This window comes from Labedella phragmitis, from assembly GCF_004078635.1.
Taxonomy (GTDB): Bacteria; Actinomycetota; Actinomycetes; order Actinomycetales; family Microbacteriaceae; genus Labedella; species Labedella phragmitis.
The window spans coordinates 275,937-301,272 of the sequence record NZ_RZNB01000003.1 but is presented as its reverse complement, the minus strand read 5'-3'; the positions used below and the strand labels follow the sequence as shown (position 1 = coordinate 301,272).

At 69.2% G+C, this 25,336-nt stretch carries 30 protein-coding genes and 1 pseudogene; 16 read left to right on the top strand and 15 right to left on the bottom strand.

All coding sequences use genetic code 11. From position 1 onward, the window contains the following. Positions 1-133 precede the first annotated feature (133 nt). The 3 genes from ELQ90_RS09505 to ELQ90_RS09495 all read left to right on the top strand — a co-directional run bounded on the left by ELQ90_RS09505 (position 134) and on the right by ELQ90_RS09495 (position 1,468). Positions 134-436 (top strand): DUF7882 family protein, encoded by a 303-nt coding sequence (locus ELQ90_RS09505; RefSeq protein ID WP_128495018.1) that lies wholly within the window; start codon positions 134-136, stop codon positions 434-436. A gap of 126 nt (positions 437-562) precedes the next feature. Beyond that, positions 563-868 carry a DUF7882 family protein gene (locus ELQ90_RS09500; protein WP_128495017.1) on the top strand — a complete coding sequence of 102 codons (306 nt, stop codon included), beginning with the start codon at positions 563-565 and terminating at the stop codon, positions 866-868. A 93-nt stretch (positions 869-961) separates the two neighbouring features. Beyond that, positions 962-1,468, top strand: coding sequence for a CinA family protein (locus ELQ90_RS09495; protein WP_128495016.1), 507 nt, complete (start codon positions 962-964; stop codon positions 1,466-1,468). Between the two features lie 35 nt (positions 1,469-1,503). On the opposite strand, the gene ELQ90_RS09490 is transcribed toward ELQ90_RS09495, so the two are convergent. Both ELQ90_RS09490 and ELQ90_RS09485 read right to left on the bottom strand, forming a co-directional pair. Continuing rightward, a complete protein-coding gene (locus ELQ90_RS09490) occupies positions 1,504-2,685 on the bottom strand; it encodes an alcohol dehydrogenase catalytic domain-containing protein (protein WP_128495015.1) in 1,182 nt (393 codons plus the stop codon). 73 nt (positions 2,686-2,758) lie between these two features. Further along, complete coding sequence (locus tag ELQ90_RS09485; protein WP_128495014.1) at positions 2,759-3,601, bottom strand: SDR family oxidoreductase; 843 nt, start codon at positions 3,599-3,601, stop codon at positions 2,759-2,761. 341 nt (positions 3,602-3,942) lie between these two features. On the opposite strand from ELQ90_RS09485, the gene ELQ90_RS09480 reads away from it, so the two are divergent. After that, on the top strand, positions 3,943-4,206 hold the full coding sequence (locus tag ELQ90_RS09480; protein WP_128495013.1) for a hypothetical protein: 264 nt from the start codon (positions 3,943-3,945) through the stop codon (positions 4,204-4,206). A 7-nt stretch (positions 4,207-4,213) separates the two neighbouring features. On the opposite strand, the gene ELQ90_RS09475 is transcribed toward ELQ90_RS09480, so the two are convergent. After that, complete coding sequence (locus ELQ90_RS09475) at positions 4,214-5,539, bottom strand: D-arabinono-1,4-lactone oxidase (RefSeq protein ID WP_128495012.1); 1,326 nt, start codon at positions 5,537-5,539, stop codon at positions 4,214-4,216. Positions 5,540-5,775: 236 nt separating this feature from the next. On the opposite strand from ELQ90_RS09475, the gene ELQ90_RS09470 reads away from it, so the two are divergent. The 7 genes from ELQ90_RS09470 (at position 5,776) to ELQ90_RS09445 (ending at position 10,802) form a co-directional block, all read left to right on the top strand. Then, positions 5,776-6,237, top strand: a complete 462-nt coding sequence (locus tag ELQ90_RS09470; protein ID WP_128495011.1) for a DUF3817 domain-containing protein — start codon at positions 5,776-5,778, stop codon at positions 6,235-6,237. Between the two features lie 12 nt (positions 6,238-6,249). Continuing rightward, positions 6,250-6,399 carry a hypothetical protein gene (locus ELQ90_RS16600; RefSeq protein WP_166408925.1) on the top strand — a complete coding sequence of 50 codons (150 nt, stop codon included), beginning with the start codon at positions 6,250-6,252 and terminating at the stop codon, positions 6,397-6,399. Further along, the gene (locus ELQ90_RS09465) at positions 6,396-7,097 is read left to right on the top strand and encodes a response regulator transcription factor (RefSeq protein WP_128495010.1); all 702 of its coding nucleotides are present in this window, start codon (positions 6,396-6,398) and stop codon (positions 7,095-7,097) included. Before ELQ90_RS16600 ends, ELQ90_RS09465 begins: the two co-directional genes overlap by 4 nt. Before the next feature lie 125 nt (positions 7,098-7,222). Continuing rightward, on the top strand, positions 7,223-7,918 hold the full coding sequence (locus ELQ90_RS09460; protein WP_166408959.1) for a hypothetical protein: 696 nt from the start codon (positions 7,223-7,225) through the stop codon (positions 7,916-7,918). A 70-nt stretch (positions 7,919-7,988) separates the two neighbouring features. Further along, on the top strand, positions 7,989-8,360 hold the full coding sequence (locus ELQ90_RS09455) for a DUF4180 domain-containing protein (protein ID WP_128495008.1): 372 nt from the start codon (positions 7,989-7,991) through the stop codon (positions 8,358-8,360). A gap of 118 nt (positions 8,361-8,478) precedes the next feature. Further along, the gene (locus tag ELQ90_RS09450) at positions 8,479-9,927 is read left to right on the top strand and encodes an amino acid permease (protein WP_128495218.1); all 1,449 of its coding nucleotides are present in this window, start codon (positions 8,479-8,481) and stop codon (positions 9,925-9,927) included. Further along, positions 9,924-10,802: a universal stress protein gene (locus ELQ90_RS09445; protein WP_166408957.1), complete on the top strand. Its 879-nt coding sequence runs from the start codon at positions 9,924-9,926 to the stop codon at positions 10,800-10,802. The genes ELQ90_RS09450 and ELQ90_RS09445 overlap by 4 nt, the downstream gene beginning before the upstream one ends. A gap of 27 nt (positions 10,803-10,829) precedes the next feature. On the opposite strand, the gene ELQ90_RS09440 is transcribed toward ELQ90_RS09445, so the two are convergent. From ELQ90_RS09440 to ELQ90_RS16805, 6 genes and pseudogenes are all read right to left on the bottom strand, one after another. Next, the gene (locus ELQ90_RS09440) at positions 10,830-11,582 is read right to left on the bottom strand and encodes a DUF1206 domain-containing protein (RefSeq protein WP_128495006.1); all 753 of its coding nucleotides are present in this window, start codon (positions 11,580-11,582) and stop codon (positions 10,830-10,832) included. Between the two features lie 171 nt (positions 11,583-11,753). Next, a complete protein-coding gene (locus ELQ90_RS09435; RefSeq protein ID WP_128495005.1) occupies positions 11,754-12,008 on the bottom strand; it encodes a DUF6458 family protein in 255 nt (84 codons plus the stop codon). Positions 12,009-12,120: 112 nt separating this feature from the next. Beyond that, positions 12,121-13,503, bottom strand: a pseudogene (locus ELQ90_RS09430) (cryptochrome/photolyase family protein). Between the two features lie 9 nt (positions 13,504-13,512). Next, on the bottom strand, positions 13,513-13,959 hold the full coding sequence (locus ELQ90_RS09425; RefSeq protein ID WP_128495004.1) for a MarR family winged helix-turn-helix transcriptional regulator: 447 nt from the start codon (positions 13,957-13,959) through the stop codon (positions 13,513-13,515). A gap of 118 nt (positions 13,960-14,077) precedes the next feature. After that, the gene (locus ELQ90_RS09420; protein ID WP_128495003.1) at positions 14,078-14,353 is read right to left on the bottom strand and encodes a hypothetical protein; all 276 of its coding nucleotides are present in this window, start codon (positions 14,351-14,353) and stop codon (positions 14,078-14,080) included. Positions 14,354-14,544: 191 nt separating this feature from the next. Beyond that, the gene (locus ELQ90_RS16805) at positions 14,545-14,910 is read right to left on the bottom strand and encodes a glycoside hydrolase family protein (RefSeq protein ID WP_208020614.1); all 366 of its coding nucleotides are present in this window, start codon (positions 14,908-14,910) and stop codon (positions 14,545-14,547) included. A 5-nt stretch (positions 14,911-14,915) separates the two neighbouring features. On the opposite strand from ELQ90_RS16805, the gene ELQ90_RS09410 reads away from it, so the two are divergent. From ELQ90_RS09410 to ELQ90_RS09400, 3 genes are all read left to right on the top strand, one after another. Then, entirely contained in the window at positions 14,916-16,064 is a 1,149-nt protein-coding gene (locus tag ELQ90_RS09410; protein WP_341810314.1) for an AI-2E family transporter, read from the top strand. 46 nt (positions 16,065-16,110) lie between these two features. After that, the gene (locus tag ELQ90_RS09405; protein WP_128495002.1) at positions 16,111-17,025 is read left to right on the top strand and encodes a DMT family transporter; all 915 of its coding nucleotides are present in this window, start codon (positions 16,111-16,113) and stop codon (positions 17,023-17,025) included. A 153-nt stretch (positions 17,026-17,178) separates the two neighbouring features. Next, positions 17,179-18,555, top strand: coding sequence for a L,D-transpeptidase family protein (locus ELQ90_RS09400; protein ID WP_128495001.1), 1,377 nt, complete (start codon positions 17,179-17,181; stop codon positions 18,553-18,555). An 87-nt stretch (positions 18,556-18,642) separates the two neighbouring features. Here the strand turns inward: ELQ90_RS09400 and ELQ90_RS09395 are convergent, their stop codons facing one another. Then, entirely contained in the window at positions 18,643-19,359 is a 717-nt protein-coding gene (locus ELQ90_RS09395) for a winged helix-turn-helix domain-containing protein (RefSeq protein ID WP_128495000.1), read from the bottom strand. Positions 19,360-19,853: 494 nt separating this feature from the next. After that, positions 19,854-20,486 (bottom strand): uracil phosphoribosyltransferase, encoded by a 633-nt coding sequence (gene upp, locus ELQ90_RS09390; protein WP_128494999.1) that lies wholly within the window; start codon positions 20,484-20,486, stop codon positions 19,854-19,856. A gap of 78 nt (positions 20,487-20,564) precedes the next feature. Here upp and tadA point away from each other — a divergent pair, with 78 nt between their 5' ends. Next, positions 20,565-21,008: a tRNA adenosine(34) deaminase TadA gene (gene tadA, locus ELQ90_RS09385; RefSeq protein ID WP_128495216.1), complete on the top strand. Its 444-nt coding sequence runs from the start codon at positions 20,565-20,567 to the stop codon at positions 21,006-21,008. Positions 21,009-21,136: 128 nt separating this feature from the next. On the opposite strand, the gene ELQ90_RS09380 is transcribed toward tadA, so the two are convergent. Then, a complete protein-coding gene (locus ELQ90_RS09380; RefSeq protein WP_128494998.1) occupies positions 21,137-22,072 on the bottom strand; it encodes an N-acetylglucosamine kinase in 936 nt (311 codons plus the stop codon). Beyond that, entirely contained in the window at positions 22,069-22,212 is a 144-nt protein-coding gene (locus ELQ90_RS16595; RefSeq protein ID WP_166408955.1) for a hypothetical protein, read from the bottom strand. Before ELQ90_RS16595 ends, ELQ90_RS09380 begins: the two co-directional genes overlap by 4 nt. 85 nt (positions 22,213-22,297) lie before the next feature. Between ELQ90_RS16595 and proC the strand changes: the two genes are divergently transcribed. Next, positions 22,298-23,146 (top strand): pyrroline-5-carboxylate reductase, encoded by an 849-nt coding sequence (gene proC / locus ELQ90_RS09375; protein WP_279432132.1) that lies wholly within the window; start codon positions 22,298-22,300, stop codon positions 23,144-23,146. Between the two features lie 63 nt (positions 23,147-23,209). Here proC and ELQ90_RS09370 read toward each other — a convergent pair whose 3' ends face one another. Both ELQ90_RS09370 and ELQ90_RS09365 read right to left on the bottom strand, forming a co-directional pair. Then, positions 23,210-23,881, bottom strand: coding sequence for a potassium channel family protein (locus tag ELQ90_RS09370; RefSeq protein WP_128494997.1), 672 nt, complete (start codon positions 23,879-23,881; stop codon positions 23,210-23,212). Beyond that, the gene (locus tag ELQ90_RS09365) at positions 23,874-25,316 is read right to left on the bottom strand and encodes a TrkH family potassium uptake protein (RefSeq protein WP_128495214.1); all 1,443 of its coding nucleotides are present in this window, start codon (positions 25,314-25,316) and stop codon (positions 23,874-23,876) included. Before ELQ90_RS09365 ends, ELQ90_RS09370 begins: the two co-directional genes overlap by 8 nt. Positions 25,317-25,336: the final 20 nt, after the last annotated feature.

Below are 25,336 nucleotides of genomic sequence, written 5' to 3'. Positions count from 1 at the left end.
CCTGACGGTAACGAGAAGCGTCTCCGGCGGGAAAGTCCTTGCCGGGATGAGGAGAAGTGTGCTTCTCTCGCTCCACGGATCCGGAGAGAATCGCGGGAGGCGAGCGTGCCGCGCTTCCTCTACGATGTCCGTCATGGCCGTTCTGATCTACGGGAGCGAAACGTTCGAATTCGACGAGAGACTGCTTGCGCACGTCAAGATCGTCATCACCCAGAAGCTCCGGCGGAGCGAGAGCTTCCTGCTGTCCTGGACTCATCGCGACGGGCGGGGTCGCAGCTCGGTGTGGGTGAACGCGTCCAGCGATCTGCACTTCCGCTTCGCCGAGGCGAAACCGCCCGTGCTCAACCAGCAGTGGCTCTCCATGATGATGGAGTCGTCGTACGCGTCGAGAGGTCTCGACGTCGATGCGGTCGCGGAGCCGACTGCGGCCGAGTGACGCGAGGTCGGGGCCGATGTGGGCCCGCCTCTCGATTGTCGCTCCGAAACGGCGGATTGACTGTCACTTAGTCTGTCTAGCGACGTGAATTTCGGGAATCGTCGCAACGAGTGTCATAGTCATCGCATGGCCTCCCTCATCTACGGTACCGAGACCTTCGAGTTCGAAGATCGTCAACTCGCGCACGTCAAGTTCGTCATCAGTCAGAAGCTCCGTCGTCAGGAGAGCTTCCTGCTGTCGTGGTCGTACTCGCTCGCCCTCGGCTCCGGCCGCAGTTCCATCTGGCTCAACGAGCACAGCCACTTGCACTTCCGTTTCAACGGCAGCAAGCCCCCGACGCTCAACCAGGTCTGGCTCGAGCGCCTCATGACGGCGTCGTTCTCCGTCCGCGGACTCGACCTCGACGACTGCCCCGAGCCGCCGGAGCAGTAAGCGGACGCTGATCGCTCGTGCCACGGTGTCACGGTGTCACGGTGTCACGGTGTCACGAGGATCGAAGCACGACAGCAGAGCAGGACCAGCACGATGACCTCTTCAACGGACGACACCGGTTCGGGCGCGACGCGCGACGCCGTCGACAGGATCGCGGAGCGGGCTCCCGCGGCAGGCATCAGGGTCGCGGTGGCGGAGTCGCTCACGAGCGGTGCGATCGCGTCGCGCCTCGGAGCCGGGTCCGGTGCATCGGAGTGGTTCTCCGGCGGTGTCGTCGCGTATGACGCCGAGGTGAAGTTCGGCGTGCTCGGTGTGGAGCGGGGGCCAGTGGTCACCGCGTCCTGCGCCGAACAGCTCGCCCGCGGAGTCGCTTCGCTGCTCGGAGCCGACGCGGCGATCGGGGCGACCGGTGTCGGCGGCCCGGGGCAGGAGGAGGGCCAGCCGGAAGGCACGGCCTTCATCGCCGTCGCCCTCCGTGATCGTATCGAGGTCCGGGAGTTCCACTTCGACGGCGACCCCGCCGAGGTCGTCTCCGAGACGACGGAAGCCGCCGTCTCCCTCCTCGCAGCGATGCTGGAGGAAGGCGACGACGGCTCCTGATCGGGATCCTGGTCAGGCGGGAAGCCCGACGCCCCTCACGCCGCGGGGTCGAGAACGACCTTGATGCAGCCGTCCTCCTTCTTCTGGAAGACCTCGTACATGTGGGGGGCCTCCGCGAGGGGGACGCGGTGGGTCACGAGATCGGCGGTGCCGAGCGGGTCGTCGTCGCGCTCGGCGAGCGGCAGGAGCGTCGGCGTCCAGCGCGCGACGTTGCACTGCCCCATCCGCATCGCGACCTGCTTGTCGAACATCGACTTCATCGGCATCGGGTCGGCCTCGCCGCCGTAGACGCCGCTGATCGACACCGTGCCGCCTCGGCGCACGAGCTCGAGTGCCCCGTGGAGAGCGGCGAGGCGGTCGATGCCGGCCTTTTCCATGGCGGGTCGCGCGACGGCGTCGGGGAGGAGTCCGATGGCGGCGTGGGCGGCGGCCGCGACGGGCGACCCGTGGGCTTCCATACCGACGGCGTCGACGACGGCGTCGGGTCCGCGACCGTCGGTGGCGTCGCGGATCTCCTCGATCACCGTCTTCGTGGAATCGAACGTCCGGATACCGTACTTCTCGGCGAGGGCGCGGCGCTCGGCAACGGGGTCGATCGCATAGACCTCGTAGCCGAGGTAGGCGCCGATCCGCGCGGAGAACTGCCCGACGGGCCCGAGCCCGTAGACGCCGAGGCTGCCGCCGTCCGGGACGTTCGCGTACTGCACGGCCTGCCAGGCCGTCGGCAGGATGTCGCTCAAGAACAGGTATCGGTCGTCCGGCAGTTCCGTCCCGACGACGATGCAGTTCGCGTCGGCCCGGTGCACGCGCAGGTACTCGGCCTGGCCGCCGGGGATCTCGCCGTACATCTTCGTGTAGCCGTAGAGCGACGCCCCCGTGCCGTACTCGTGCACCTGGGTCGTCTCGCACTGCGACTGCAGGCCGCGCTTGCACATGTAGCACTCGCCGCACGCGATCGTGAACGGGATGACGACGCGGTCGCCCACCTTGACGCGCGTGACCTCCGGGCCGACCTCCTCGACGACGCCCATCGTCTCGTGGCCGAGCACGTCGCCCTTGCCGATGAACGGTCCGAACAGCTCGTAGAGGTGGAGGTCCGATCCGCAGATGGCCGCAGAGGTCACGCGGATGACCACGTCGGTCGGCTTCTCGATGCGGGGGTCCGGTACGTCCTCGACGCTCACGTTCCGCTTGGCCTGCCAGGTGAGTGCCTTCATGAGTGATCCTTTCGGTCCTGCGATGTCCGGTCGAGCCGGCTCCGTTGGGTGCGTCGCGCTCCGCTGCTGGTGGTCAGTTCTCGCGCCAGTCGTTGCTCTCGAGGTGGGAGCCGGCCTGAGGGCCCATGTTGAGCATGCCGCCGTCGACGGCCCACGAGGCGCCCGTGACGTAGGACGAGCGGGGCGAGGCGAGGAACGCGATGACGTCGGCGATCTCCTCGGGGTTGCCCGGTCGACCGAGCGGGACGCCGGGGCGCTCCATCTCACGAGCGTCGACGTCCTCCGTCGAGTTCATCGGGGTGTTGATCTCTCCGGGGGCGACCGCGTTCGCGGTGATGCCGAGGTGGCCGAGCTCGAGCGCGACGGTCTTGAGGAGCCCGCCGAGGCCGTGCTTCGCGGCGTCGTAGGCCGACGACCCGACGCGAGGCTGGGTCTCGTGCACGCTCGTGACGCCGATGATGCGTCCGCCGTTGCCGGCGGCGACCATGCGCTTGGCGGCGCGCTGGATGCAGACGAAGGCCCCGTCGAGGTCGGCGGCGATGACCTTGCGCCAGTCCTCGATCGTCTGGTCCAGGAACTTCGTGTGCTCACCCATGCCGGCGTTGTTGACGAAGACGTGCAGTCCACCGAGCTCATCGGCGAGGCCGTCGACGACGTCTCCGCAGTTCTCGAGGTCCGTCGTGTCGAGTTGAGCCACGACGGCTCGGACGCCGTGCTGCCGGACGAGCTCGGCGGTCTCGTTCGCTCCGCCCTCGTCCGAGTGCCACGTGATTCCGACGTCGAAGCCGTCGCGCGCGAGGGCCACGGCGGTCGCGCGGCCGATCCCGGAGTCCGATCCCGTGACGATCGCGGTGCGGGTGGGGTCGGCGGTGCTCGTACTGCTCGCACCGCTGTCGGTCGTCGTGCTGTCGCTCATCGTTCCTCCAGTGCTGTCGCGATGTCGGGCGTTCCGGTCCACCTGCCGCTCGCGGGCGCGCCGAAGGCGCGTCTCCCCGGAGGGGCGACAAGAAAAAGAGTGGGGGTGGAATGACCCGACACACTCCACCCCCACGCCGAACGCGAGGCCCCGAGCCTACGGATCACCCCTTCTCCGAGGGTGCCGCTGCTTCGTGAACCTGTCCTGCATCCGAACCGGTTCCCACGCTATCCGTCGGAAGAAGCAGGCACAGGGCATTGACAATCCCCGCGAGAACCATAAAGTCTGGCGTCGCGGCGGTGCGATGTCTCGCCCGTCACGACGATCGGGAACGGAGAACCATGTCGGATCCTCAGCGCGACGAGAGTGCCCAGCAGACCGCGAACGACGCCGCCATCGTGGGCGAGCGCCTCACGGGAGAGCGCGACCCGCGCGACCCCGACGGTCTGCTGACGGTCGACCAGATCGCCGGCGGCAGCCACGGCGCCTCCCCGGAGGAGGGCCTCGTCATTCCGCGCGACGGACGTATGGAGGAGCCCTCCGCCGACGCGACGGACGCTGCGGCCGACGACGAGCAGACGTTCGGCGCTGGCGACGAGGGGTGACGCCTCGTCAGTCGCCGAGGACGCGCTCCTCGATGAAGCGGTTGCGGAAAACGCCCGAGGGGTCGTAGCGCTCCACGAGCGCCGCCCACTCGTCGCGCCGCGGATAGAGCGGAGCGAGATCGGCCGCCGTCGCGAGGAAGTGCTTGCCCCAATGCGGCCGACCGCCGAGCGGGAGCAGGATCTCCTCGATCGCGGGCACGACGGCGTTGACCCGGTCGGCGTCGGGCACGAACGTGAAGTGCACCCCGACCGCGTCGCGGCCCGACGCGCCGCTCAGCCACAGATCGTCGGCCGCGACGGTGCGGAGCTCCGTGATGAGGAGAGCGGCGTCGATGCGGTCGCCGATCCCGCGGAGGGCGCGGAGCGCCTCCCGGATGCGGTCGCGCGGCACGAGGTATTCGGTCTGGATCTCCTCGCCGGCGCTCGGCGTCGAGTCGAGCCGGAAGTGGGGGAGCATCTCCGACCAGGGGCCGGCGACGCCGAAGCTCGTGAGGTTGGACGGCTGCTCGTCGACGGTCTCCGAGGTCGGAGCGGCGACGGCTCCGAGGTGGGTCGCGTCGATGAGGTCCGGCGTCGACTCCGTGACGAGGGTCTTGAGCCACATGTGGTCGATCGTGTCGGACGCCCACCGCGTCAACACGCTCACGCTGTAGGCGGAGCCCATGACGGCGTCGAAGTCCTCGATGAGGCGGTCCCAGGCGACCCCGGTGAACGCGTCCTGACGGATGTCGAAGGTCGGTCGCACGTCGAGGGTCACGCGCGTGACGATGCCGAAGGCCCCGAGCCCGACCACCATCCCGTCGAAGCCCTCGGTGGAGCGGTCCACCTCGACGACGTCGCCGTTCGCGACGACGAGTTGGAGCGCCGAGACGGCGCTCGAGAGCGTTCCGTTGGCGTCACCCGAGCCGTGGGTGCCCGTCGCCGTCGCACCGCCCACCGAGATGTGTGGAAGGGAGCCGAGGTTGTGGAGCGCAAGCCCCTCGCCGTGGAGGTACCGGGCCAGGTCGCCGTAGCGCGTCGCCGCCCCCACCGTGACGGTGCGTCGTTCGTCGTCGACGACGGGGTCGGACGGCAGGCCGCCGAGGTGCACGAGGACCTCGCTGTCGGGAAGGGCGTTGAACGAGTGCCGGGTGCCGAGTGCTCGGACCCGTCGGCCCGACGTCACGATCGCGCGCACCTCGTCGAGGGACCCGGGAACCACGATCTGTCCGGTGTAGGTGTAGTTGCCCGCCCAGTTCGACTTGTCGTCGCCGGCCGTGGAGCGCTGTCCTCCGGCCCGTCGCCAGCCGTCGGTGCTCGCGGCGCCATTCGTCGCGTCGTTCACGTGGGTCATCGCATCTCCTGATCTCGGACAGCGTCGTCCTGCACTGCCAACGGTACGTCCTTTGGGCGGGTGATATCGCGCGATCGACCGTGGGTCCAGCGTGAATCGCGCGCCGACCCGAGGCGCTCATACCCGAAGGCATCACCATGAACCCCCGTCGTCTGTCGCGCTCCGCGATCACCGTCATCCTGGCCGCGGGCGTCCTCCCCAGCGAGCCGTGACCTCCACGCGTTAGCGTTGAACCGATGACCCCCCGACTCCTGTTCCGCGCCGTCGCGATCGCCGAAGCCGTCACGTGGGCGTTCCTGCTCACGGCGATGTTCCTCAAGTACGTGACGCGGACGACCGAGGCCCTCGTCCCGCCAGCGGGGGGCGTCCACGGGTTCGTCTTCCTGTGCTTCGTCGCGGTGACGGTGTTCGTCTGGGTCGACAAGCGGTGGTCCGTCGGAACGGGTCTGCTGGGGCTCGCGAGCGCTGTCGTGCCGTTCGCCACGATCCCCTTCGACGTCGTGATGGATCGGCGCGGCCGGCTCGACGGGAGCTGGCGGCTCGCGGCGGGCGGCGAGGTGCCCGGAAACCCCCTCGAGCGCGTACAGGCATGGGTGCTTCGGCGCCCCGTCATCGCTGCCCTGTCGGCGCTCGTGGTCGTGACGCTCGTCTTCGTCGCGCTCCTCGTCATCGGCCCTCCCGTCCCCCCGAGCTCCTGATCCGCGTGGACGGTGTGGCGCGGGGTCTATCTGGGACTCGCGCTGCCCCGCGTGCTCGCCGAGGGGAAGGGCGGCGCTCTCGAGGCCGAGGACACGCCGGGTGGCGGACTCACGATGGTCGTCTCGCTCGCGACCGTCGACAGCGGGAGGATGGACTCGTGAGGATCCTCATCGCGGACGACGATCCGCAACTCGTCCGAGCATTGCGCGTGACCCTCGGAGCGCGCGGGTACGACGTCGTGACCGCTCCAGACGGCACGGCGGCGGTCAACGCCGTCATCGAGCAGCACCCCGACCTCCTGCTGCTCGACCTCGGCATGCCGGGTCTCTCGGGCGTCGAGGTCATCGAGGCCGTCAGGGGCTGGTCCACGATGCCGATCCTCGTGGTCTCGGGCCGCACCGATGCGTCCGACAAGGTGGACGCGCTCGACGCGGGAGCCGACGACTACGTCACCAAGCCGTTCGTCATCGACGAACTGCTCGCGCGTGTGCGCGCTCTCGGCCGCCGGGTCGGCCCCGCCGCCGCGAGCGATCCCGTGATCGCGTTCGGAGGTGTCACGGTCGATCTCGCCTCCCGCTCCGTCGGTCGAGCGGCGCCGACGGGCGGCGGGAGCGAGCACATCCGGCTGACTCCGACGGAGTGGAAGATCCTCGAACTGCTCGCGCGCAACGCCGGTCGCCTCGTCTCGCGCGAGCACCTGCTCACCGAGGTCTGGGGTTCGCACCACACGGGTGACAGCGGCTACCTGCGCCTGTACGTCGGGCAGTTGCGGAAGAAGCTCGAGGCGAACCCGTCGGAGCCGCAGCATCTGCTGACGGAGCCCGGCAGGGGCTACCGTCTCGTGCTCGACGAAGCCTGAACTCCTCCGATTCCGGCGTCGCACAAGTCGGTCGGCGCCCTCCGTTTCCACAAGCAGTCGTCGTACCCATCCGGGGGATTCACGGACGGGTTACGGTGGCGCGGGTGACACGGGAGGTGCTGGTGGTGTCGGACGTGTTCGGACGTCGCGCAGGAGATGATCGGCTGGAGGCCGAGATCTCCGCCGCGCTCGCGGCGCGCGTGCACCGCCGGGCGCGCTTCGGCCTCTGGGTCGGGGGCATCGCTCTCGCGGGTGCACTCGTGCTCGCCGTCCTGGCCGTCGTCGTCCTCACCGATGCGGGCAGCTCGCCCCTCGGCTTCTCGTTGTCCCTCGCGGCACTCGCCGCGGCCGCGTCCGCCGGCGCCATCGCCCAGGCCGCGCGCGCACGCCGGCGTCGGCTGCTCGCCTCGTCCGCCCCGGAGGGCGGCATCGTCATCGGGCTGTCGTCTGCGGGCGTGCACCTCGCTCACCTGCCGCTCCTCGAATGGTCCGTCGTCACGGCCGTGTGCGTCGCCGACCGCATGACGCGGCACGGGCGCGACGTCACCGTCGGTCTCGCCGTCACGGACGTGGGGCGCACGCGAGCGCGCGTGATCGACGCCAGACTCACGCACGTCGTCCGTCCGTTCCCGCGGGCGCGACGGCGCCGCCGGGAGGGCGATCAGCCCGGCTTCCTCACGGTGGCGCTCGCCGATCTCCTCGATGATGCGACCATCGACCAAGCGATCGAGCGACTCGAACTCGAAGCGGGAGGGCGTGAGATCCCCTTCTCGCGCGCTGCCGACGAGCGCGCGCTCGCCGAGGTCCTCCGGCAGCGGTGACGCCCGTCGCGGTCGTCGCGACGCTCGGTCCGCCCGGTGCGCGGGCTTATCAGGCGTGTAGCGTCGGGGCATGGAATCGATCACGTACGGCGAGAACACGGTGCTCCTGGTGGACGAGTTGGGCGGCGCGCTGTCCACACCGGACGACGCGACCACGCTCCTCGAAGCGGCGTTCTCGGAGCACGCGACGGTCGTCGCGGTCCCCGTCGGTCGATTCGATCCCCTGTTCTTCGACTTGAGTACCGGTTTCGCGGGGGAGTTCCTGCAGAAGTTCGTCACCTACCGCATCGCGATCGCGATCGTCGGCGACATCTCGGAGACCATCGCCGGGAGCGCGGCTCTCTCCGCCTTCGTGGTGGAGTCGAATCGTGGGGCGCACGTCTGGTTCGTGCCCGACGTGTCGGCGATCGAGTCGCTCGTCGGTCGGCTCGACCCCCGCTGACACGACCCGGGAGCGTCGCCCGGCGGCTTGTGTCGCGCGCCCGGCGCTTCTACGATCGGTCAACATCGTGCAGCTTCGCGACGCCGACCGGTCGATCGCGCCGACGAACGGGGATCGCGTGAGTACGAGTCAGCAGCTGTTCCGTCGCAAGCCCATCTCGGCTCCCGTCTCCTCGCCCGGGGGCCTCGCCCGCAACCTCAGCGCGTTCCAGCTCACGATGTTCGGCGTCGGCGCGACCGTCGGGACGGGCGTCTTCTTCGTGATGCACGAGGCCGTCCCCGACGCAGGACCGGCCGTCATCGTCGCCTTCCTCCTCGCCGGACTCGCCGCGGGTCTCTCCGCCCTCTGCTATGCCGAGATGGCGTCGGCCGTGCCCGTCTCGGGGTCGACGTACTCCTACGCGTACGCGACACTCGGCGAGATCGTCGCGATGGGCGTCGCGGCGTGTCTGCTCCTCGAGTACGGAGTGTCGACGGCCGCCGTCGCCGTCGGCTGGAGCGACTACGTCGACCTGCTCATCTCGAACCTGTTCGGCTTCGGCATTCCCGACGCTCTCGAGGGAGGACCGTTCGAGGGCGGGATCATCAACCTCCCGGCCGTCGTGCTCGTGGTGATGTGCGCGATCCTGCTCATCCGCGGGACGAGCGAGTCTGCTGTCGCCAATGCGGTCATGGTCATCATCAAGCTCGCGGTCCTGCTCGGCTTCAGTGCCGTCGCGTTCACAGCCTTCAACGCGGACAACTTCGCCGACTTCGCACCGAACGGTGTCACGGGCATCACGGCGGCCGCCGGCACGATCTTCTTCACCTTCATCGGGCTCGACGCGGTCTCGACGGCGGGCGACGAGGTGAAGGACCCGCAGAAGACACTGCCGCGGGCGCTCATCGCCGCTCTCATCACCGTCGTCGTCATCTACCTGCTCGTCGCGGTGTCGGCTCTCGGCACGCAGCCGTGGCAGGCGTTCTCGGACGAGGACCAAGCTGAGGCCGGCCTCGCGAAGATCCTCGAGAACGTCGTGGGTGCGGCATGGCCCGGGACCATCCTCGCGATCGGCGCCGTCATCTCGATCTTCTCCGTCACGCTCGTGACGATGTACGGCCAGACGCGCATCCTCTTCGCCATCGGCCGAGACGGCCTCCTGCCGTCGGTGTTCGCACGCGTGCACCCGACGCTCCGGACGCCCGTCAACACGACGATCGTCGTGGCGATCGCCGTCGGCCTGCTCGCCGGATTCGTGCCGCTCGACAGCCTGTGGGACCTCGTCTCGATCGGCACCCTCGTGGCGTTCATCGTCGTGTCGCTCGGCGTCATCGTGCTCCGTCGGACGCGGCCGGACCTGCCGCGCGGATTCAAGGTGCCCGGCTACCCCGTCGTTCCGATCCTCTCGATCCTTGCCTGCCTCTACATCCTGTCGGGGCTGCACTGGAGCACGTACCTGTGGTTCCTCGGCTGGCTGCTCGTCGTCCTCGCGTTCTACCTCTTGTGGGGACGGCGCCACAGCAAGCTCAACGACACCCCGGTCGAGGTCGGCCCGACGGCGGGGCCCGGCGGAGGGGCTCGGTCGTGACCGTCCTGGTCGGATACGCCGACGGTCGGGGCGCGCGCGACGCGCTCGAGCTCGGGGTCGCGCTCGCCGACGCCCTCGGCGTCCCCCTCACGGTCGTCACGGCCGCGCGGCGCTCCTGGGGGACCCCCTCCATCTCGCGTGTGGACGCCGAGTTCATCGACTGGTCGAGGCGCACCGCGGACGAGGACCTCGCAGCGGCACGGGCACGACTGACGGAACTCGCACCGACCCGTGACGTCGCGTTCCGTCGGGTCGAGGGACGATCGGTGCCCGCCGCTCTCGTCGAGGCTGCCCGGGACGAGGACGCGACCGTGATCGTGCTCGGATCGGCCGCCGACGGCAGCCTCGGGCAGGTCGTGCTCGGTTCGACGGCCGATCGGCTCGTCCACTCGTCGCCCGTGCCCGTCGCCGTCGCGCCGCGTGCCTACCGCGCTCCGAAGGACGGAATCGACCGGCTCACGTTCGCATGGGCGGGCGACGAGGCGGAGGTCTCCGCGATCGAGCGCCTCGCCGAACTCGCGGCGCCGTTGGATGCTCGGGTCCGTGTCGTCACCTTCGGTCTCCGTCGACCGGCGATGTTTCCCCCGGAGGTCGGTCTCGACGCCGAGGAGGAGGTCTTCGCCGCATGGACGGCGGGCGTCCAGTCGACCGTCGATTCGTTGCGGAGGCGCGGGCTCATCGGCGCAGGCGTCGAGACGACGATCGCCGTGGGTGCCGACTGGCGCGCCGCCGTCGACGAGGTGGATTGGGCGCCGGGAGATGTCCTCGTCGTCGGCTCGAAGCCCGGGGGACCGGTCGCTCGCGTGTTCATGGGCTCGAGCGCCACGAAGATCGTCCGTCACTCACCGGTTCCGGTGGTGCTGCTCCCCGCCTGAGCCCGTCACCGCACGACGGCGACATCGTCAGCGCCGCAAGTAGCGGGCGCGCGCTCCGAGGTAGACGCCGAACGCGATGAGGCCGATCGCGATCGCGAGGAGCAGTGCGGGTCCGTACGGGCGGTCTCGAACGGCCGAGAGCGCCCCGTCGAGCCCGCCGGCCCGCTCCGGATCGGCGACGACGGCGGCGGACACGAGGAGGCCGGCGACGAGGAGGAAGGAGATCCCCTTCGCGATGTGGCCGATGATGCCGACCCCCGTCACGACGGGGCCGAGCGTCCCGGGCGGGATCGTCAGGTCCTCGCGGAACGTGCGCATGACTCCGCGGACGGCGAAGCCGACGCCGAGCGCGCCGACGAGCCCGGCGGTCAGGATCAGGACGGCGCCGCCGAGGGGCGACGACAGCGCCCACGAGCTGAAGCTGCGGGCGGTGGAGTCCCCGTCGGAGCGCCCGCCCATCGCGACGAAGGCCGCGAGCACGCCGACGCTCGCGAATCCCACGGCCTTCCCGAGTGCCTTCGTCCGACGGTAGGCGATCTTCGCCGAGTCGCGCGTTCCGACCCAGGCCACGTCCGTCAACTGCCAGAGCGCGAGGCCCCACAGACCGACCGCCGTGGTCCAGAGCACGAGGAACCCGCCGGGAGTGACGGCGATGGCCGTGAGCACACCGGACTGAGCGGCGTCCCCGCCGGCCCCCAGCGCGACGCCCACGGCGACCCCGCCGATGATGATGTGCATGAGCCCGTTCGCGGCGAGTCCGACACGCGCTGCGATCCACACGGCGGGATTGTCGTTGATCTTCTTCGCGCGCCGCTTGAGCGCACGACGACGCGGCCCGCTCCCCGTGAAGGGGGAGAGGACCGCGTCGGTGATGGCGCTCGTGTCGAGGCCGCGACCGCTACTCAGGGAGACCTCGGTCGAGCGTCGTCACGGTGGTGCGGGATGCCCGGCTCAGGCGAGCGGGTCCGACTCCGTCGAACGACGCGTGACGCGCTCGTTCGCGACGGGGTCGACGCCGCTGCGCTCCGTCGTCACCGTCTGGCGACGACGCGCGAGCAGCGCGATCCCGATGATCGTGACGACGGCGCCGGCGCCCATGAGCAGGTAACCGACGAGATCGAGGTCGATCCAGTCGAGCGTGACGTTGAGGGCGAAGGTGAGGATGGCGCCGACGACGAACAAGAAGATTCCCAGTCCGATACTCATGATGGCGTCCTTTCGGTGAGGGAGCGGGCGCGGACGGCGTCCCGATCGTCCCCCACAGTAGGGGGAGGTCCACTCCCGAGCCGGGGGGTTGCGCCGGCGCGGCACGGCGCACTCACCTCCGGATCGACTCCCACGCGTCGAGCGCCGCACGTCGCGAGGCGGCGAGATCCACGATCGGCTCCGGGTATCCGGGTTGTCCGAGATCCGGGAGTCAGCGGGAGACGTACGCGCCCTTCGCGTCGAACGTGTCGCGCTGCCGCTCCGGGTTGAAGACGCGGAAGAACGGCGCGGCGTCGGCGCCGCTGCCCGCGACCCACTGCCAGTTGAAGGGGTTGTTCGCCGCATCGGCGTCGACGAGGGTGTCCCAGAACCAGCGCTCGCCGATGCGCCAGTCGATGAGCAGGTTCTTCGTCAGGAAGGACGCGACGACCATGCGGACGCGGTTGTGCATCGTGCCCGTCCGCCAGAGCTCGCGCATGCCGGCGTCGACGAGGGGGAAGCCCGTGAGGCCGCGTTGCCAGGCCCTCAGTGCCTCCTGATCGAGCGGCGGCCACGGGAACAGGTCGAAGTCGACGCGCCAATTGCGCTCGTGGAGGTCTGGGCGTGCGTAGAGCGAGTGCCACGCGAACTCCCGCCAGCCGAGCTCCGAGCGGAAGGTGCGTGCGGCCTCGGACTGCTGGTGGGCGACGGAGTGCCAGACCTGTCGCGGCGTGAGCTCTCCCCAGCGCAACCGCGGGGAGAGCCGCGACGTCTCGTCGACATCGAGGTGATCCCGCGACCGTACGTAGTCGACGAGCTCCGCGTCGGCGAACTCGCCGAGTCGGTCGTGGGCGGCGTCCTCGCCGGGAGTCCAGCGCTCGGCGATCTCCGTCGCCCAGTCCGGCGAGGTGGGCCGCAGGCGCCACGAGGCGAGATCGTCGCCCGGGACGTTCGGTGCGGGAGCACCCGCGGCGGGAGGGACGGGGAGCGGCTCGGGCACGGGGTGGTGGGCGATCCGGTCGAGGCTCGCCCTCCAGAACGGCGAGTAGACGGCGTACGGAGTTCCGGCGCCCGTCTGGACATCCCACGGTTCGTTGAGCAGGAAGCCCGGGAAGCTCGTGGCCTCGATCTCCGCGTCGCGGAGGCGCGACGTGATCGACTCGTCGATGTGGCGTTCGGCGCCGTAGCGGCGGTTCCAGAAGACCGCTTCGGCGTCGAGCTCCTCGACGAGCCCCATGACGACGGCCTCCGCCGGTCCTTCCCGGAGCACGAGTGGTACGCCGAGCTCGCGGAGCCGCGCCGACAGCACCTCGAGGCTGCCGTGCAGCCACCACCGGGCGGCTCCCCCGAGGGCGCGCGCCTCGTCGCTCACGTCGTCGAGCACGTAGAGCGCGATCACGGTACCGCCGTGCGCGATGGCGGCCGTGAGAGCGCCGTTGTCGGCCACGCGGAGGTCGTCGCGGAACCACACGACGGAGAGGTTCGCGGATGCCGTCGCGGTCTCGGAGGCTGCCATCCGGACAGCCTAGGTGCGGTGGCGCAATCCGGAACTGATGCGGTCCGTGAGGGCCGTGAGGGTTGACAGGTCGTCATCGCCCAGTTCGGCGGTCATGACGCGCGAGATGACCTTGACGTGTTCGAGAGCCACCTGTCGGTAGAGCGCGTACCCCTCGTCCGTGAGGCGGACGATCGTACCGCGGCCGTCGTTCGCATCCGGGCACTTGCCGACGAGTCCACGCTTCGTGAGCTTGTCGACGAGTCGTGACACGCTCGGCTGGCTGATGAGCACGAGGTCGTTGATGTCGCGGAGCCGGGCGCTGCGATCGGGCTGGATCGAGAGGTTGAACAGCACGTCGTACTCGTTGAGCGAGAGGACGGCCGTCGGGAACTCGGCGGCCAACGCGCGCATGACGCCGACCTGCGCACGGAAGAGGGACTCCCAAGCGGTCACCGCCGCGGACGTCGAAGCCATGAGTGCGTTCCTTTCCCTCGCCCCAGCCTACGGTTACCCGAGCCCTCCTCGCGATCGGTGGGACGCGGCCGTGGACACGTGATGTCGGTATGCCCGGGGCGGGCGGCGCGACGCAGCCTCACCGGCCGGTCGGGCCGCCGCGCGTGAGTCGCCGATACAGGGCGAGGAGGCCGGCCATCGCCGTCGCGAGTCCGCCGAGCACGAGCAGGAGCCCGAGGAGCGCCGGGGCGATGCCGCTTCCGACGACGGTCGGTGCGCCGGTGAGGCCCAGCACGCCGAGGATGAGACCGGCGGCGAGCAGGAGCAGCCCGAGTCCGAACGCGATGGCGCCCCCGGCGTCGCGGAGGAGGGAGGCGCCGTTCTGCTGGTCCGGCCCGTCGCTCGGCGTGGTCATCGTTCCAACCTACGTGAGACTCGGTCGGCATCGGCGCGGAGGAGGCGTGTAACGCAGTAGAGGGCCGGTCGTAGAGGCATACGACCGACCCTCTCCCTTTGCACCAAGAGTGTCCTGCAATCACATTCACGAAGGCCGCCACAGCAAAACGGCTTCCGTTCTCCAAATATATAACGGAACGGTAACGACGGCTAGTGCGATCTCGAATCGTGTCGGAAATCGTCGAGCACGTCGCGAGCGAAGAACAGGTACCACCGCCCGTCGTGATCCCGGAAGGGATGGGCGTCGATCGCGAAGCTCTCGTCGGGCGTGAGGTTCACGTCGAGGTCGCGGAGCGGACCGAGCCGGTCGTCGGCCACCGCGAGGCGGATGTGATGGCTTTCGGCCCCCGTCTCCCACCGAGTAGTACATTCATCAGCTGCCGTCTGCGAGCCGCGCCGCGTCGCAAGATCCCCCAGGATGGGCGCGCCGTGCGCGATCATGAGAGCGCGGGGAGCGGCGGCGGTGGACCGGACGCGCAGCGCGGGCGTCGCCCGACCCGCGGCTCGAGAGGACACGCACATTGCAGAACCCGTTCCGTCGATCGACGAGCGCCGACCACTTCGAAGTGAAGACGATCGAGGCCGAGGGGTACGGTCCCCTGCCCCCCATCCGGATCAACGCGTTCCGCATGGGGCTCCTCGGCGGTCTCGGCGTCCTCGTGGCCCTTCTCGTCGGCAGTATCGTCACGCAGCTCTCCACGGTGCTCGTCTACGTCGGCCTCGCGCTCTTCCTCGCCCTCGGGCTCGACCCGCTCGTCTCGCTCATCGAGAAGAAGCTGCCGCGACCGGCGGCGATCGCGATCGTCGTCCTCGGGGCCCTCGTGGCCGTCGCCGGCATCCTGTTCGCGATCGTCCCGATTCTCGTGAAGCAGACGTCCAACCTCGTGGAGGACATCCCCGGGTATGTCGACGACATCCTCGCGAGCGAGTGGTACAACAACCTCGAGAACATGTTCGGCGACGGATTCCAGGACGCGGTCAACGGCGCGCTCTCCTTCATCCAGGATCCCGCGAATCTGCTCTCGATCGGTGGCGGCATCGTCGCGGTCGGCGCCGGCGTCGCGACCGGCATCACGGCCGTCACGATCGTCACGATCCTGACGCTCTACTTCCTCGGGTCGCTCCGCAGCATGAAGCGCGCGCTCTACCGCTTCGTCCCCGCCTACCGGCGTCAGGCCTTCGCGGATGTGACCGACCAGGTCACGGGAGCCGTCGGGCGGTATGTCATGGGTCAGGTGAGCCTCGCGCTCGTGAACGGCGTCTTGAGCTTCGTCTTCCTCACGATCATCCAGGCACCGCTGCCCGCGCTGCTCGCGCTGCTCGCCTTCATCGGCTCGCTCATCCCGCTCGTCGGAACGCTCTCCGCGTCGATCATCATCACCGCGCTCTGCTTCTTCAACTCCCCGCAGACGGCGCTGTGGGCCGGCATCTACTACCTGATCTACATGCAGGTGGAGGCGTACATCCTGAGCCCGCGCATCATGAACCGCGCCGTGTCCGTCCCGGGCGCCGTCGTCGTGATCGCGGCCGTCGCGGGCGGTGCGCTCGGCGGGGTGCTCGGTGCGCTCGTCGCCATCCCGATCGCAGCTTCGGTCATTATCATCATCCAGAAGGTGGTCTTCCCGGGTCAGGACGCCAAGAAGGCGCCGGCCCCGGTCGTCGCCTCCTGACGCCGACGTCGCGCCCGCCGTACGCCCCCGACCGGAGGACCACCGCATGCTCGAGGATGATCTCAACATCTCGGTGACGCCCTATCAGGCGATCGGGATCCCGATCGCCCTCATCGCCGCTGTGCTCCTCGCCCTCGGGACGCATTATCAGTCGCGCGGCGTGGGAAAGGCCGCGAGCGCCGGGGGCTTCGGAATCCGCCAGCTGCCGCTCCTCCTCAGGCGACCGTCCTGGCTCGTCGGCACCGTGCTGCTCGGCTCCGCCGTCGTCCTTCAGCTCGTCGCACTCGGCTTCGCGCCGCTCATCGTCGTGCAGCCGCTCGGCGCCATCGCGCTCGTCATCACCGCTCTGCTGGGTGCGAGGCAGGTGAAACGACGCCTCGACGGCGTCGAGATCCGCTCGATCGCGATGTGCGTCGGCGGTATCGCGATCTTCGTGACGGCGGCCGCGATCTTCGCCCACGAGGAGCCCATCGGCGAGGTCCAGCTGCTCATCATCCTCTCGCTGCTCGCGGTGATCTACGCGATCGCGGTGGTGCTGTACGCCCGCGCTCACGGCTCGCTCCGCGCGCCCTTCTACATCGTGGCGGCCGGCGTTCTCTACGGCTTCGTCGTCACTCTCGCGAAGGTCGTCATCAACCGGGTCATCACGGGCAATTTCGAGTGGCTCACGGTCGTCTGCGTCGTGGCCCTCGTCGCGACGCTCGCGCTCGGCGTCTTCTTCGTGCAGAAGGCGTACGTGACCGGCAAGGCGTCGCTCGTCGTCGCGGGGCTCACCGTGATCGATCCGATCGTCGCCGTGGGCCTCGGCATCATCGTGCTGGGCGAGGCGGCGAGCGCGCCTCTGTACGCGATCGCGATCTTCCTGTTCGCCGGTGCGATGGCGGGCTTCGGAGTCTGGACGCTCGCGCGCCACGGGGACGAGGAGCACCGGAACGGCGCCGCCGCGGAGACCGCCGGCTGAACCCGGGCTCCTCGAGCGATCGGGTGTCCCCCCGAAGCGGGCACGAATCGTAGCCGATTCGTGAGACTCGGGTATGCCGATCCCGCGGATCGGCGCTTACCATGGAACGACGTGTTCTGCCGGGGGGTCCGGCGCGAAGGGGTCTGGAGAGTCGTGGTTCAGTACGAGTGGGCACCGGCTGAGCCGGTCCGCAAGAAGCGTCACCTCGGCCTGTGGTTCGGTGTACCCGGCGGTCTACTCGCCGTCGCCGCGACCGCGTGCTCCCTCCTCCTCGTGGCTCCCGGTGTCAGCGCAGCGGGTGCCGAGATCGGATGGCGGACGAGCGATGCCGCCGCGCAGTCGATCATGACCTCGCTCGCGTCCACGACCATCACGATCGAGGGTGAGAACGGTGACGTGGCGCTCACGGGGGCCGATCTCGGCCTCTCCGTCGACGCGAAAGCGATCGCCGAGCGCGCCCACGCCGACCACCCGCTCTGGAACGTCGGGAGCTGGAATGCCGGCTCACTCGATCTCGACGTCGACATCGACGAGGAAGCGGCGACGACCGCTCTGCGAGGCGCCGCCCCGACGCTCTTCTCAGACCCGGTCGACGCCCGAGTGGCCTTCGACACCGCGGCATCCGCCTACTCGGTTGCCGAGGCACAGGCCGGCACGGGCGTCGACCTCGACGCTCTCGCGTCGAGCATCTCGGCAGCGCTCGCCGACGGCGGTGGCGCCATCACGGTCACGCCGCAGCCGAGCGAGGTCGAGGCCGTCATCACGACGGACGAGGCACAGGCGGAGGCCGACTCGCTCAACACCCTGATCGGTCAGGCCGGCTTCTACATCAACGGCGAGAAGGCCGTCGCGGTCGAACCCGCCGTGGTCGCGTCGTGGCTCACGATCACGACGGACGGCGACACCTTCCACGTCTCGGCCGACGAGGCCGCGATCGCCGCGGTCGTCGCGACGGTGCCCGAGAAGGTCAATCGGACCGTCGTCGACGAGAAGGTCGTCACCGATTCCGCCGGCAAGCATCTCCGAACGATCCAGAAGGGTCAGGACGGCTGGGCCCTTCCCACCACCGACGGTGTCGCCGCGAGCTTCGCCGAGCAGCTCGGAGCGGGCAACGGCGTCTACGAGCTGGCCGTCGAGGTCCAGGAGGCGCAGACGCACGAGCTGTACCGCCGCATCGACGTGGACAAGAGCGACGGCGTCACCCGCCTGTACGAGAACGAGAAGCTCATGGCTACGTACTCGATGGCGATCGGTAAGCCGGGAAGCCCGACCGACAACGGCAACTACCGCGTGTACGCCCAGCTGACGAAGCAGGATATGGGCTGCGTTCCCGGTTACGACTACTGCACGAAGGATGTGCCCTGGGTCACGTACTTCAACGGCGACCAGGGTCTGCACGGAACGTACTGGCACAGCAACTTCGGGGCCGGCGCGATGATGAGCCACGGGTGCGTCAACCTCACGATCGGCGCGGCCGAGGCCGTCTACCGCTTCGCGCAGGTCGGCACAGAGGTCTCCGTCCACAACTGACCCCCCGCGGGTGTCTCAACACGTCCGATGTGCACGAAAACTCGTGCACATCGGACGTGTTCGGGTGGGGGAGCGGCGCGGCTCGTCTCAGAAGAGGTCGGGCGACGGCGTGGACGCGTGCCGGATCGAGACGTCGGCGTGGCGGTCGAACCGGTAGCCAACGCCACGAACCGTGCGAACGATGTCCTCGTACCGTCCGAGCTTCGAGCGGAGACGGCGTACGTGGACGTCGATCGTGCGCTCGTTCGGCACACCGTCCTCGTCTCCGGCCTTCCACAGCGACTCGATGAGTTCTGTCCGCCCGACCGTGCGTCCCTCGCGCAGGACGAGGAACTGGAGGAGCTCGAACTCCTTGTACGTGAGCGACGCGACCTCGTTGTCGAGAACGACGCGCTTGCGGGAGATGTCGATGACGACACCGTCGTGTGCGCGGTCGAGGTCGGCGTCCTCGGCCTCGTCGACGTGTCGGTGCCGGGCGAGGGCGGCCGGCTCCTGGAGGGCGAGGCGGACGACGTCGACGTCGCGACCTCCGACCCCTTCGGGTGCGAGGGCGACGGCCGCGTAGGTCTCGGACGCCGGGACGAGGTCGGCCGCGAGGGCCTTGAGCGCCTGGACGAGCGCCCCGAGATCGGTTCCGGCGGCGGCGGCCTTGGCCTCGTCGACGCCGACGTAGAGCACGAAGCCGCGGGCTTCGGCGCCGGACGGGACGGCGCTGAGACGGCGGCCCGGGGCATCGGACGGGGTCTGCTGGCGCTCGAGCTGCTGCTCGAAGGACGGGTGGCTGTCGATGTGGGCGAGAGACATGGGAGGAGTCCTTGATGATGATGAAGACGGTGCGACCCGGAGGTCGGAACGAGCGACGACCGCGTCGTCCTGTTCGAGAAGGAACCCGGGTGGGGTTCGGGAGCGCCGACCGGCGGAGCGTCAGTCGGCCGCGAGGTCCGAAGGACCCGCGGAGATCCCGTGACCGGCTGTGGCTGCGACGGTGGGGTGGGATCGGGGCGAACGGCGCAGGATCAGCGGCACATTCGACAACAGGAGGCGACGCGGCCGGCCATCATCATGCCGGCAGTCCGATGAAGCTCGACGGAGCCCGGGACGTACGCGTTGTCAGTCATGAGGTTGATTAAACACACGCGCGGAGAAGTGTGTCAATTCATTGCACAAGGTGACGAAAGTCGCGGTCATAATGCAGGTTCTTCGCCGCAGTTGTTCATCATCGCGGATCCTGCGAGCTGTTGGGAGACGTCCTGGTCCGGTTCGCAGGACGTTCGTCGCGTCCTACGAGCGAGGAAGGGTCAGACCAGGCCGTAGAGGCGGTCGCCCGCGTCACCGAGACCGGGCACGATGTAACCGTTCTCGTTGAGGCGCTCGTCGAGCGACCCGAGCACGATCGTGACGTCGCGGCCTTCCGTGGCCTTCTCGAGGGCGGCGACGCCCTCGGGCGCCGCGAGCAGGCAGATCGCCGTGACGTCGACGGCACCGCGATCGAAGAGGAACTCGATGGCGGCACCGAGCGATCCGCCCGTCGCGAGCATGGGATCGAGGACGAAGCACTGACGGTCGGACAGATCGTCCGGCAGTCGTTCCGCGTACGTCGTCGGCTCGAGCGTCTCTTCGTTCCGCACCATGCCGAGGAAGCCGACCTCGGCGGTCGGGAGAAGCTTGACCATCCCGTCGAGCATGCCGAGGCCCGCGCGGAGGATCGGGACGACGAGTGGCCGGGGGCGGCTGATCTCGAGGCCGAGCGTCTCCGTCACGGGAGTCTGGATCGTGACGGACTCCGTCCGCACGTTGCGCGTCGCCTCGTAGGCGAGCAGCGTGACGAGCTCTTCGGTCAGCGCTCGGAACACGGGCGACGGCGTCCGCTCGTCCCGCAAGACGGTGAGCTTGTGGGTGATGAGGGGGTGGTCGGCAACGTGCACTCGCATAGGCTCTAACCTACCGGTTGCACCTGTCGGGAGAGGATGCGGATCATCGTGATCGTCGACCGCATGATCCTCGAGGCGATGGAGTACGCGCACGCTGAGGCTGAAACGGCCCTCGAGGCCGGAGACGTGCCCGTCGGTGCCGTCGTCCTTGACCGCGATGGGCGCGTGATTGGTCGGGGTCGGAACCGCAAAGAGGGCGACCACGACCCCACCGCCCACGCCGAGGTCATCGCGATCCGCGACGCCGCTGCCGCGACGGGGGACTGGCGGTTGCCGGGAGCGACGCTCGTCGTGACGCTCGAGCCCTGCGTCATGTGCGCGGGTGCGATCGTCGCCGCTCGGCTCGACAGGCTCGCTTTCGGAGCCTGGGACGACAAGGCCGGGGCTGCGGGATCCGTCTTCGACCTCGTGCGCGACCGACGACTCAACCACCGCGTCGAGGTCGTCGGAGGCGTGGACGAGGAACGCTGCTCGAGACTGCTCACCCGGTTCTTCCGAGGAGAGCAGCCGACCGAGCTCTGAGGACGGCGGCGCGATCCAGCCGTCGCGCGTCGCCGGACCGCGGCGACTGGGGCTGACGCCGTCGGATCTCCGACCGGTCCGGGGCCCATGCCCGCCCGCGAGAGACGATCCCGCGGGGACGGCGAACGTCAGGCCGACGCGATGAGGATCGATCCGTGCAGCGCGTGGGTCGGCGGCACGTCGAGAAGGGCTCCGACGCCGTCGATCGGCTCGCCGAGGGGCGGCTCGAGGAGCGCGCCGGGGGCTTCGATCGTGAGCCCCGCCGCGAGTTCGCTCCGCATGAGTTCCGAGCGGGTGACGGGGGCTCCGACGGCCCCGACACGCGTCGCGGAGCCCGGCTCCCAACCCGTCCGTCGGAGTGCCGTCGCGGCGGAGTGCGCGAGCTCTCGGGCGGCCGCCGAGACGATGCGGAGCGACACGCCGTCGCCCGCCGTCGCGGCCTCGATGACCGTGCGGCAGAAGGACGCGACGACGGACACGCGGCGTTCGTCGCCCTGGATCACCATGTACAGCTCGTCGAGAGCTCCGAAGCGATCCCGGGCCGCCGCCTCGAGCACCGTCGGCTCGCCGCGACCGTCGAATGCGCGCATCGCCGCTTCGAGGCCGGCCCGGCCGATCCAGAAACCGCTGCCGACATCGCCGACGAGGTAGCCCCAGCCGTCGACCTTGGCCACGGAGGTCTCCGACGCCGCCAGGATCACGACCCCCGTGCCGACCGCGAGCATCGCTCCCGTCGTGAGGCCGTTGGCGGCGAGGTACCCGCTCACCGAGTCGTGGGCGAGCGCTACTCGGCGCACGCCGAGCGGAGCCACGGCGGCGAGGAGAACCTCGGGCCGCGACGCGGCGGGAGTGAGTCCGGAGAGGCCGAGGGCGAGTTCGTCGATCCGGTGTCCGGAGACCGCGGCGAGCTCCGTCGAGTAGGCCGCGACCTGCGGGAGGATCGGCCGGTCGGTGAGGATGCCGGGCAGCTCCTGCTCGACGAGCACGGTCCCGGTGCCATCGGTGAGCCTCAACCGCGTGCCCGTCTGGCCTCCGTCGACGGCGAGACGGTTGAGCGTGGTCACGAGGCCGCTCCTGTCGAGACGAAGGCGTGCCGCGAGTCGTCATCACAGATGGCCGTGTCGAGGACCTCGCGGCGGCCGGTGTCGGTGACGCTGTCGTCGGTGAAGAGCACACGAGTGCCGTGCCCGATCGTGATCGCCATCGTTCCTGTCGTCTCCTCGTGCGTTCGCCGGCATGAGCCGCCACCGAGCCACGATAGCGCCTCGACGGCCTCCTAGGATGGGCTCGTGAGCACCCCGACGACTCTTCCCCGCATTGCGATCCTCGGCACCGGTTCGATGGGCGGTGCGATCCTCTCGGGCCTCGTGCAACCGCACGTCGAGGTCGACGGCGGCATCACCGTGACGAACCGGACGCGCGAGAAGGCTGAGCCGCTCGGTCGCCTCCGCGGGGTCACGTCCCTCGCCCTCGAGGAGCGACCGGACGCGAACCGCGAGGCCGTCGAGGGCGCCGCCGTCGTGCTCGTGGCGGTCAAGCCCGCCATGGTCCCCGACCTGCTCCGCGAGATCGCCGACGTCCTCGAGCCGGGCACGATCGTCGTGAGCGTCGCCGCCGGCGTGACCGTCGCGACCTTCGAATCGATCCTGCAGGAGGGGGTCGCCGTCATCCGCTCGATGCCGAACACGCCGTCGATCGTGGGTCGCGGCCTCACCGGCCTGTCCGCGGGGACGCGTTCGAGCGACGACGACCTCGCGGTCGTGCGCTCGGTGTTCGAGACCGTCGGAGAGGTGCTCGAGGTTCCGGAGGGGAAACTCGACGCCCTCAGCACGATCTCGGGCTCCGGCCCCGCCTACGTGTTCTACCTCGTCGAGGAGTTCACTCGCACGGCCATCGGCAAGGGATTCACGCCCGAGGAGGCCGACCTGCTGGTGTCGCAGACCTTCCTCGGAGCGGCCGAACTGCTCGTGTCATCGGAGAAGACCGCCGAGGAGCTGCGCATCCAAGTCACGAGCCCCAAGGGCACGACGGAGCGCGCGATCGCGGTCCTCCGAGCAGCCGGCCTCGAGCGCGTCTTCACCGAGGCGACGGACGCCGCCCTCGCGCGCGCTCGCGAGCTCGCGGCCCCCACCCCCTGACCATCAATTTGGCGATGGTGCACGTCGTTACGCGCACCATCGCCAAATCAACGCGCCCGGGGGTCAGGAGCCGAGGGCCGCGAAGCGCTCGATGTCGGCGGACGTGCCCGACACGATGATGAGGTCGTGGTTCGAGACGACCGTGTCCGCGGTCGCGTAGGTGAACGGCTTTCCGGGGCTCTTGACACCCACGACGGTGATGCGGTGCTTCGTGCGCACGCCGCTCTCGGTGAGGTTGAGGCCGCGGATGGGCTTCGGCGGGTACATCTTCACGAGGACGAAATCGTCGTCGAACTGGATGAAGTCGAGCATCCGGCCGCTCACGAGGTGCGCGACGCGCTCGCCAGCCTCCGCCTCGGGGTAGATGACGTGATTGGCGCCGACGCGGGTGAGGATCTTGCCGTGCGACTGCGAGACAGCCTTGGCCCAGATCTGCGGCACCTTGAGGTCGACGAGGTTCGCGGTGATGAGCACGCTCGCCTCGATCGACGAGCCGACGGCGACGACGGCGATCGAGAAGTCCGCAGCACCGATCTGCTTGAGGGCCTCCAGATTGCGGGCGTCGGCCTGGACCGTGTGCGTGATCCGCTCGGACCACTTCTGGACGAGGCCCATGTCCTCGTCGATCGCGAGCACTTCGCGGTCGAGCCGATCGAGTTCCCCGGCGCACGCCGCGCCGAACCGACCCAGCCCGATCACGAGAACGGGCGCGTCGTGCTTGATGCGATCAACCAACGATCGGCCTTTCCTCTGGACGTCTGAAGAGCTTCGACGTCTGACTTGCCGCCACCGCCGCTGCGAGTGTCACTGTACCAACGCGACCGAGGAGCATCGTGAGTCCGAGCACGTACTTGCCGGATTCCGGGAGATCACCCGTGAGGCCCGTGGAGAGGCCCACCGTGCCGAATGCCGAGATGACGTCGAAGAGCACGTAGTCGAGTGAGGCCTTCGTGATGTGCAGGAGCGTCACGGTCGAGACGGCGACGATCGTCGCCCCCCACAGGACGACGCTCACGGCGACGCGCGAGACGTCGCCGGGGATCCGGCGTCCGAACGCCTCCATGTCGGGGTTGCCCTTCGCCTCGGCGACGGCCGAGAGGAACAGGACGGCGAGCGTCGTCACTTTGATGCCACCGCCGGTGGACGCCGAGCCGCCGCCGATGAACATGAGCATGTCGGCGACGAGAAGGCTCGATCCGTTGAGGTCGGGGATGTCGATCGTCGCGAATCCGCCGGACCTCGTCATCATCGACAGGAACAGCGATTGGAAGATCGTGTCCGACGCGTTCAAGGTGCCGAAGGTCTTCGGGTTGTTGTACTCGAGGATGATGAACGCGAGCGCGCCCATGAAGAGGAGCAGCACCGTCGTCACGACCGTGAGCTTGACGTGCAGCGACCAGAGCCGCGGCTTGAGCAGCTGCTTCTGGAGCGCGTAGATCACAGGGAAGCCGACGGCCCCGAGGAAGACGCCGATCATGAGGATCGACAGGAACCAGTAGTCGTTCTCGAACCGGGCGAGGCCCTCGGCGTTCGGGGTGAAGCCCGTGTTCGTGAAAGCCATCGCCGAGTAGTAGAAGCTGTTCCAGATCGCGTCCCAGAGGGGGATCCCGTCGATCAGCATGCGGGGGAACAAGAGGGCCGCGACGCCGGCCTCGATGACGACGAGGCTGAGTGCGACGGTCACGAGGAGGTTGCCGACCTCGCCGAGGCGGACGGCCTGACTCTCGGAGACGGGCCCGTGGTGCGCACGCAGCGGGTTCGAGTCGCTCGCTGCGATGAGCTTCGCGCGGAGTCCGAGGCGGCGCGAGATGACGAGTCCGAGGATAGACGCAAGGGTCAGAACCCCGACAGCGCCGATCTGGACGCCGATGTAGACGAAGATGTGGCCGACGAGCGACCAGTGCGACGCCATGTCGACCGTCGCGAGTCCTGTGACGCAGATGACGGACACAGCCGTGAAGAACGCGTCGGCCAGTTCGGCGCGCTCGCCGCTGTTCGTCGCGATCGGGAGGCTGAAGAGGAGCGTGAACACGAGGATGAGGAACGTGAACACGAGGATCGCGAATCGCGACGGCGAACTGCCCGTGAAGTCGTTGACGGCGTCGCGGACCCGTTCCCAGAAGTAGCGGTGCGCGATCGGAGAGCGATGGAGGTCGCCCTTGAGTGCCATGGAGACCCCCGGTGCCTGTG

Bases quoted from the DNA above. Each gene is read 5' to 3' on its own strand.
- ELQ90_RS09505 (WP_128495018.1), top strand. From the start codon at position 134: ATGGCCGTTCTGATCTACGGGAGCGAAACGTTCGAATTCGACGAGAGA.
- ELQ90_RS09500 (WP_128495017.1), top strand. From the start codon at position 563: ATGGCCTCCCTCATCTACGGTACCGAGACCTTCGAGTTCGAAGATCGT.
- ELQ90_RS09495 (WP_128495016.1), top strand. From the start codon at position 962: ATGACCTCTTCAACGGACGACACCGGTTCGGGCGCGACGCGCGACGCC.
- ELQ90_RS09490 (WP_128495015.1), bottom strand. From the start codon at position 2,685: ATGAAGGCACTCACCTGGCAGGCCAAGCGGAACGTGAGCGTCGAGGAC.
- ELQ90_RS09485 (WP_128495014.1), bottom strand. From the start codon at position 3,601: ATGAGCGACAGCACGACGACCGACAGCGGTGCGAGCAGTACGAGCACC.
- ELQ90_RS09480 (WP_128495013.1), top strand. From the start codon at position 3,943: ATGTCGGATCCTCAGCGCGACGAGAGTGCCCAGCAGACCGCGAACGAC.
- ELQ90_RS09475 (WP_128495012.1), bottom strand. From the start codon at position 5,539: ATGACCCACGTGAACGACGCGACGAATGGCGCCGCGAGCACCGACGGC.
- ELQ90_RS09470 (WP_128495011.1), top strand. From the start codon at position 5,776: ATGACCCCCCGACTCCTGTTCCGCGCCGTCGCGATCGCCGAAGCCGTC.
- ELQ90_RS09455 (WP_128495008.1), top strand. From the start codon at position 7,989: ATGGAATCGATCACGTACGGCGAGAACACGGTGCTCCTGGTGGACGAG.
- ELQ90_RS09435 (WP_128495005.1), bottom strand. From the start codon at position 12,008: ATGAGTATCGGACTGGGAATCTTCTTGTTCGTCGTCGGCGCCATCCTC.
- ELQ90_RS09425 (WP_128495004.1), bottom strand. From the start codon at position 13,959: ATGGCTTCGACGTCCGCGGCGGTGACCGCTTGGGAGTCCCTCTTCCGT.
- ELQ90_RS09420 (WP_128495003.1), bottom strand. From the start codon at position 14,353: ATGACCACGCCGAGCGACGGGCCGGACCAGCAGAACGGCGCCTCCCTC.
- ELQ90_RS09405 (WP_128495002.1), top strand. From the start codon at position 16,111: ATGCTCGAGGATGATCTCAACATCTCGGTGACGCCCTATCAGGCGATC.
- ELQ90_RS09395 (WP_128495000.1), bottom strand. From the start codon at position 19,359: ATGTCTCTCGCCCACATCGACAGCCACCCGTCCTTCGAGCAGCAGCTC.
- upp (WP_128494999.1), bottom strand. From the start codon at position 20,486: ATGCGAGTGCACGTTGCCGACCACCCCCTCATCACCCACAAGCTCACC.
- tadA (WP_128495216.1), top strand. From the start codon at position 20,565: ATGGAGTACGCGCACGCTGAGGCTGAAACGGCCCTCGAGGCCGGAGAC.
- ELQ90_RS16595 (WP_166408955.1), bottom strand. From the start codon at position 22,212: ATGGCGATCACGATCGGGCACGGCACTCGTGTGCTCTTCACCGACGAC.
- ELQ90_RS09365 (WP_128495214.1), bottom strand. From the start codon at position 25,316: ATGGCACTCAAGGGCGACCTCCATCGCTCTCCGATCGCGCACCGCTAC.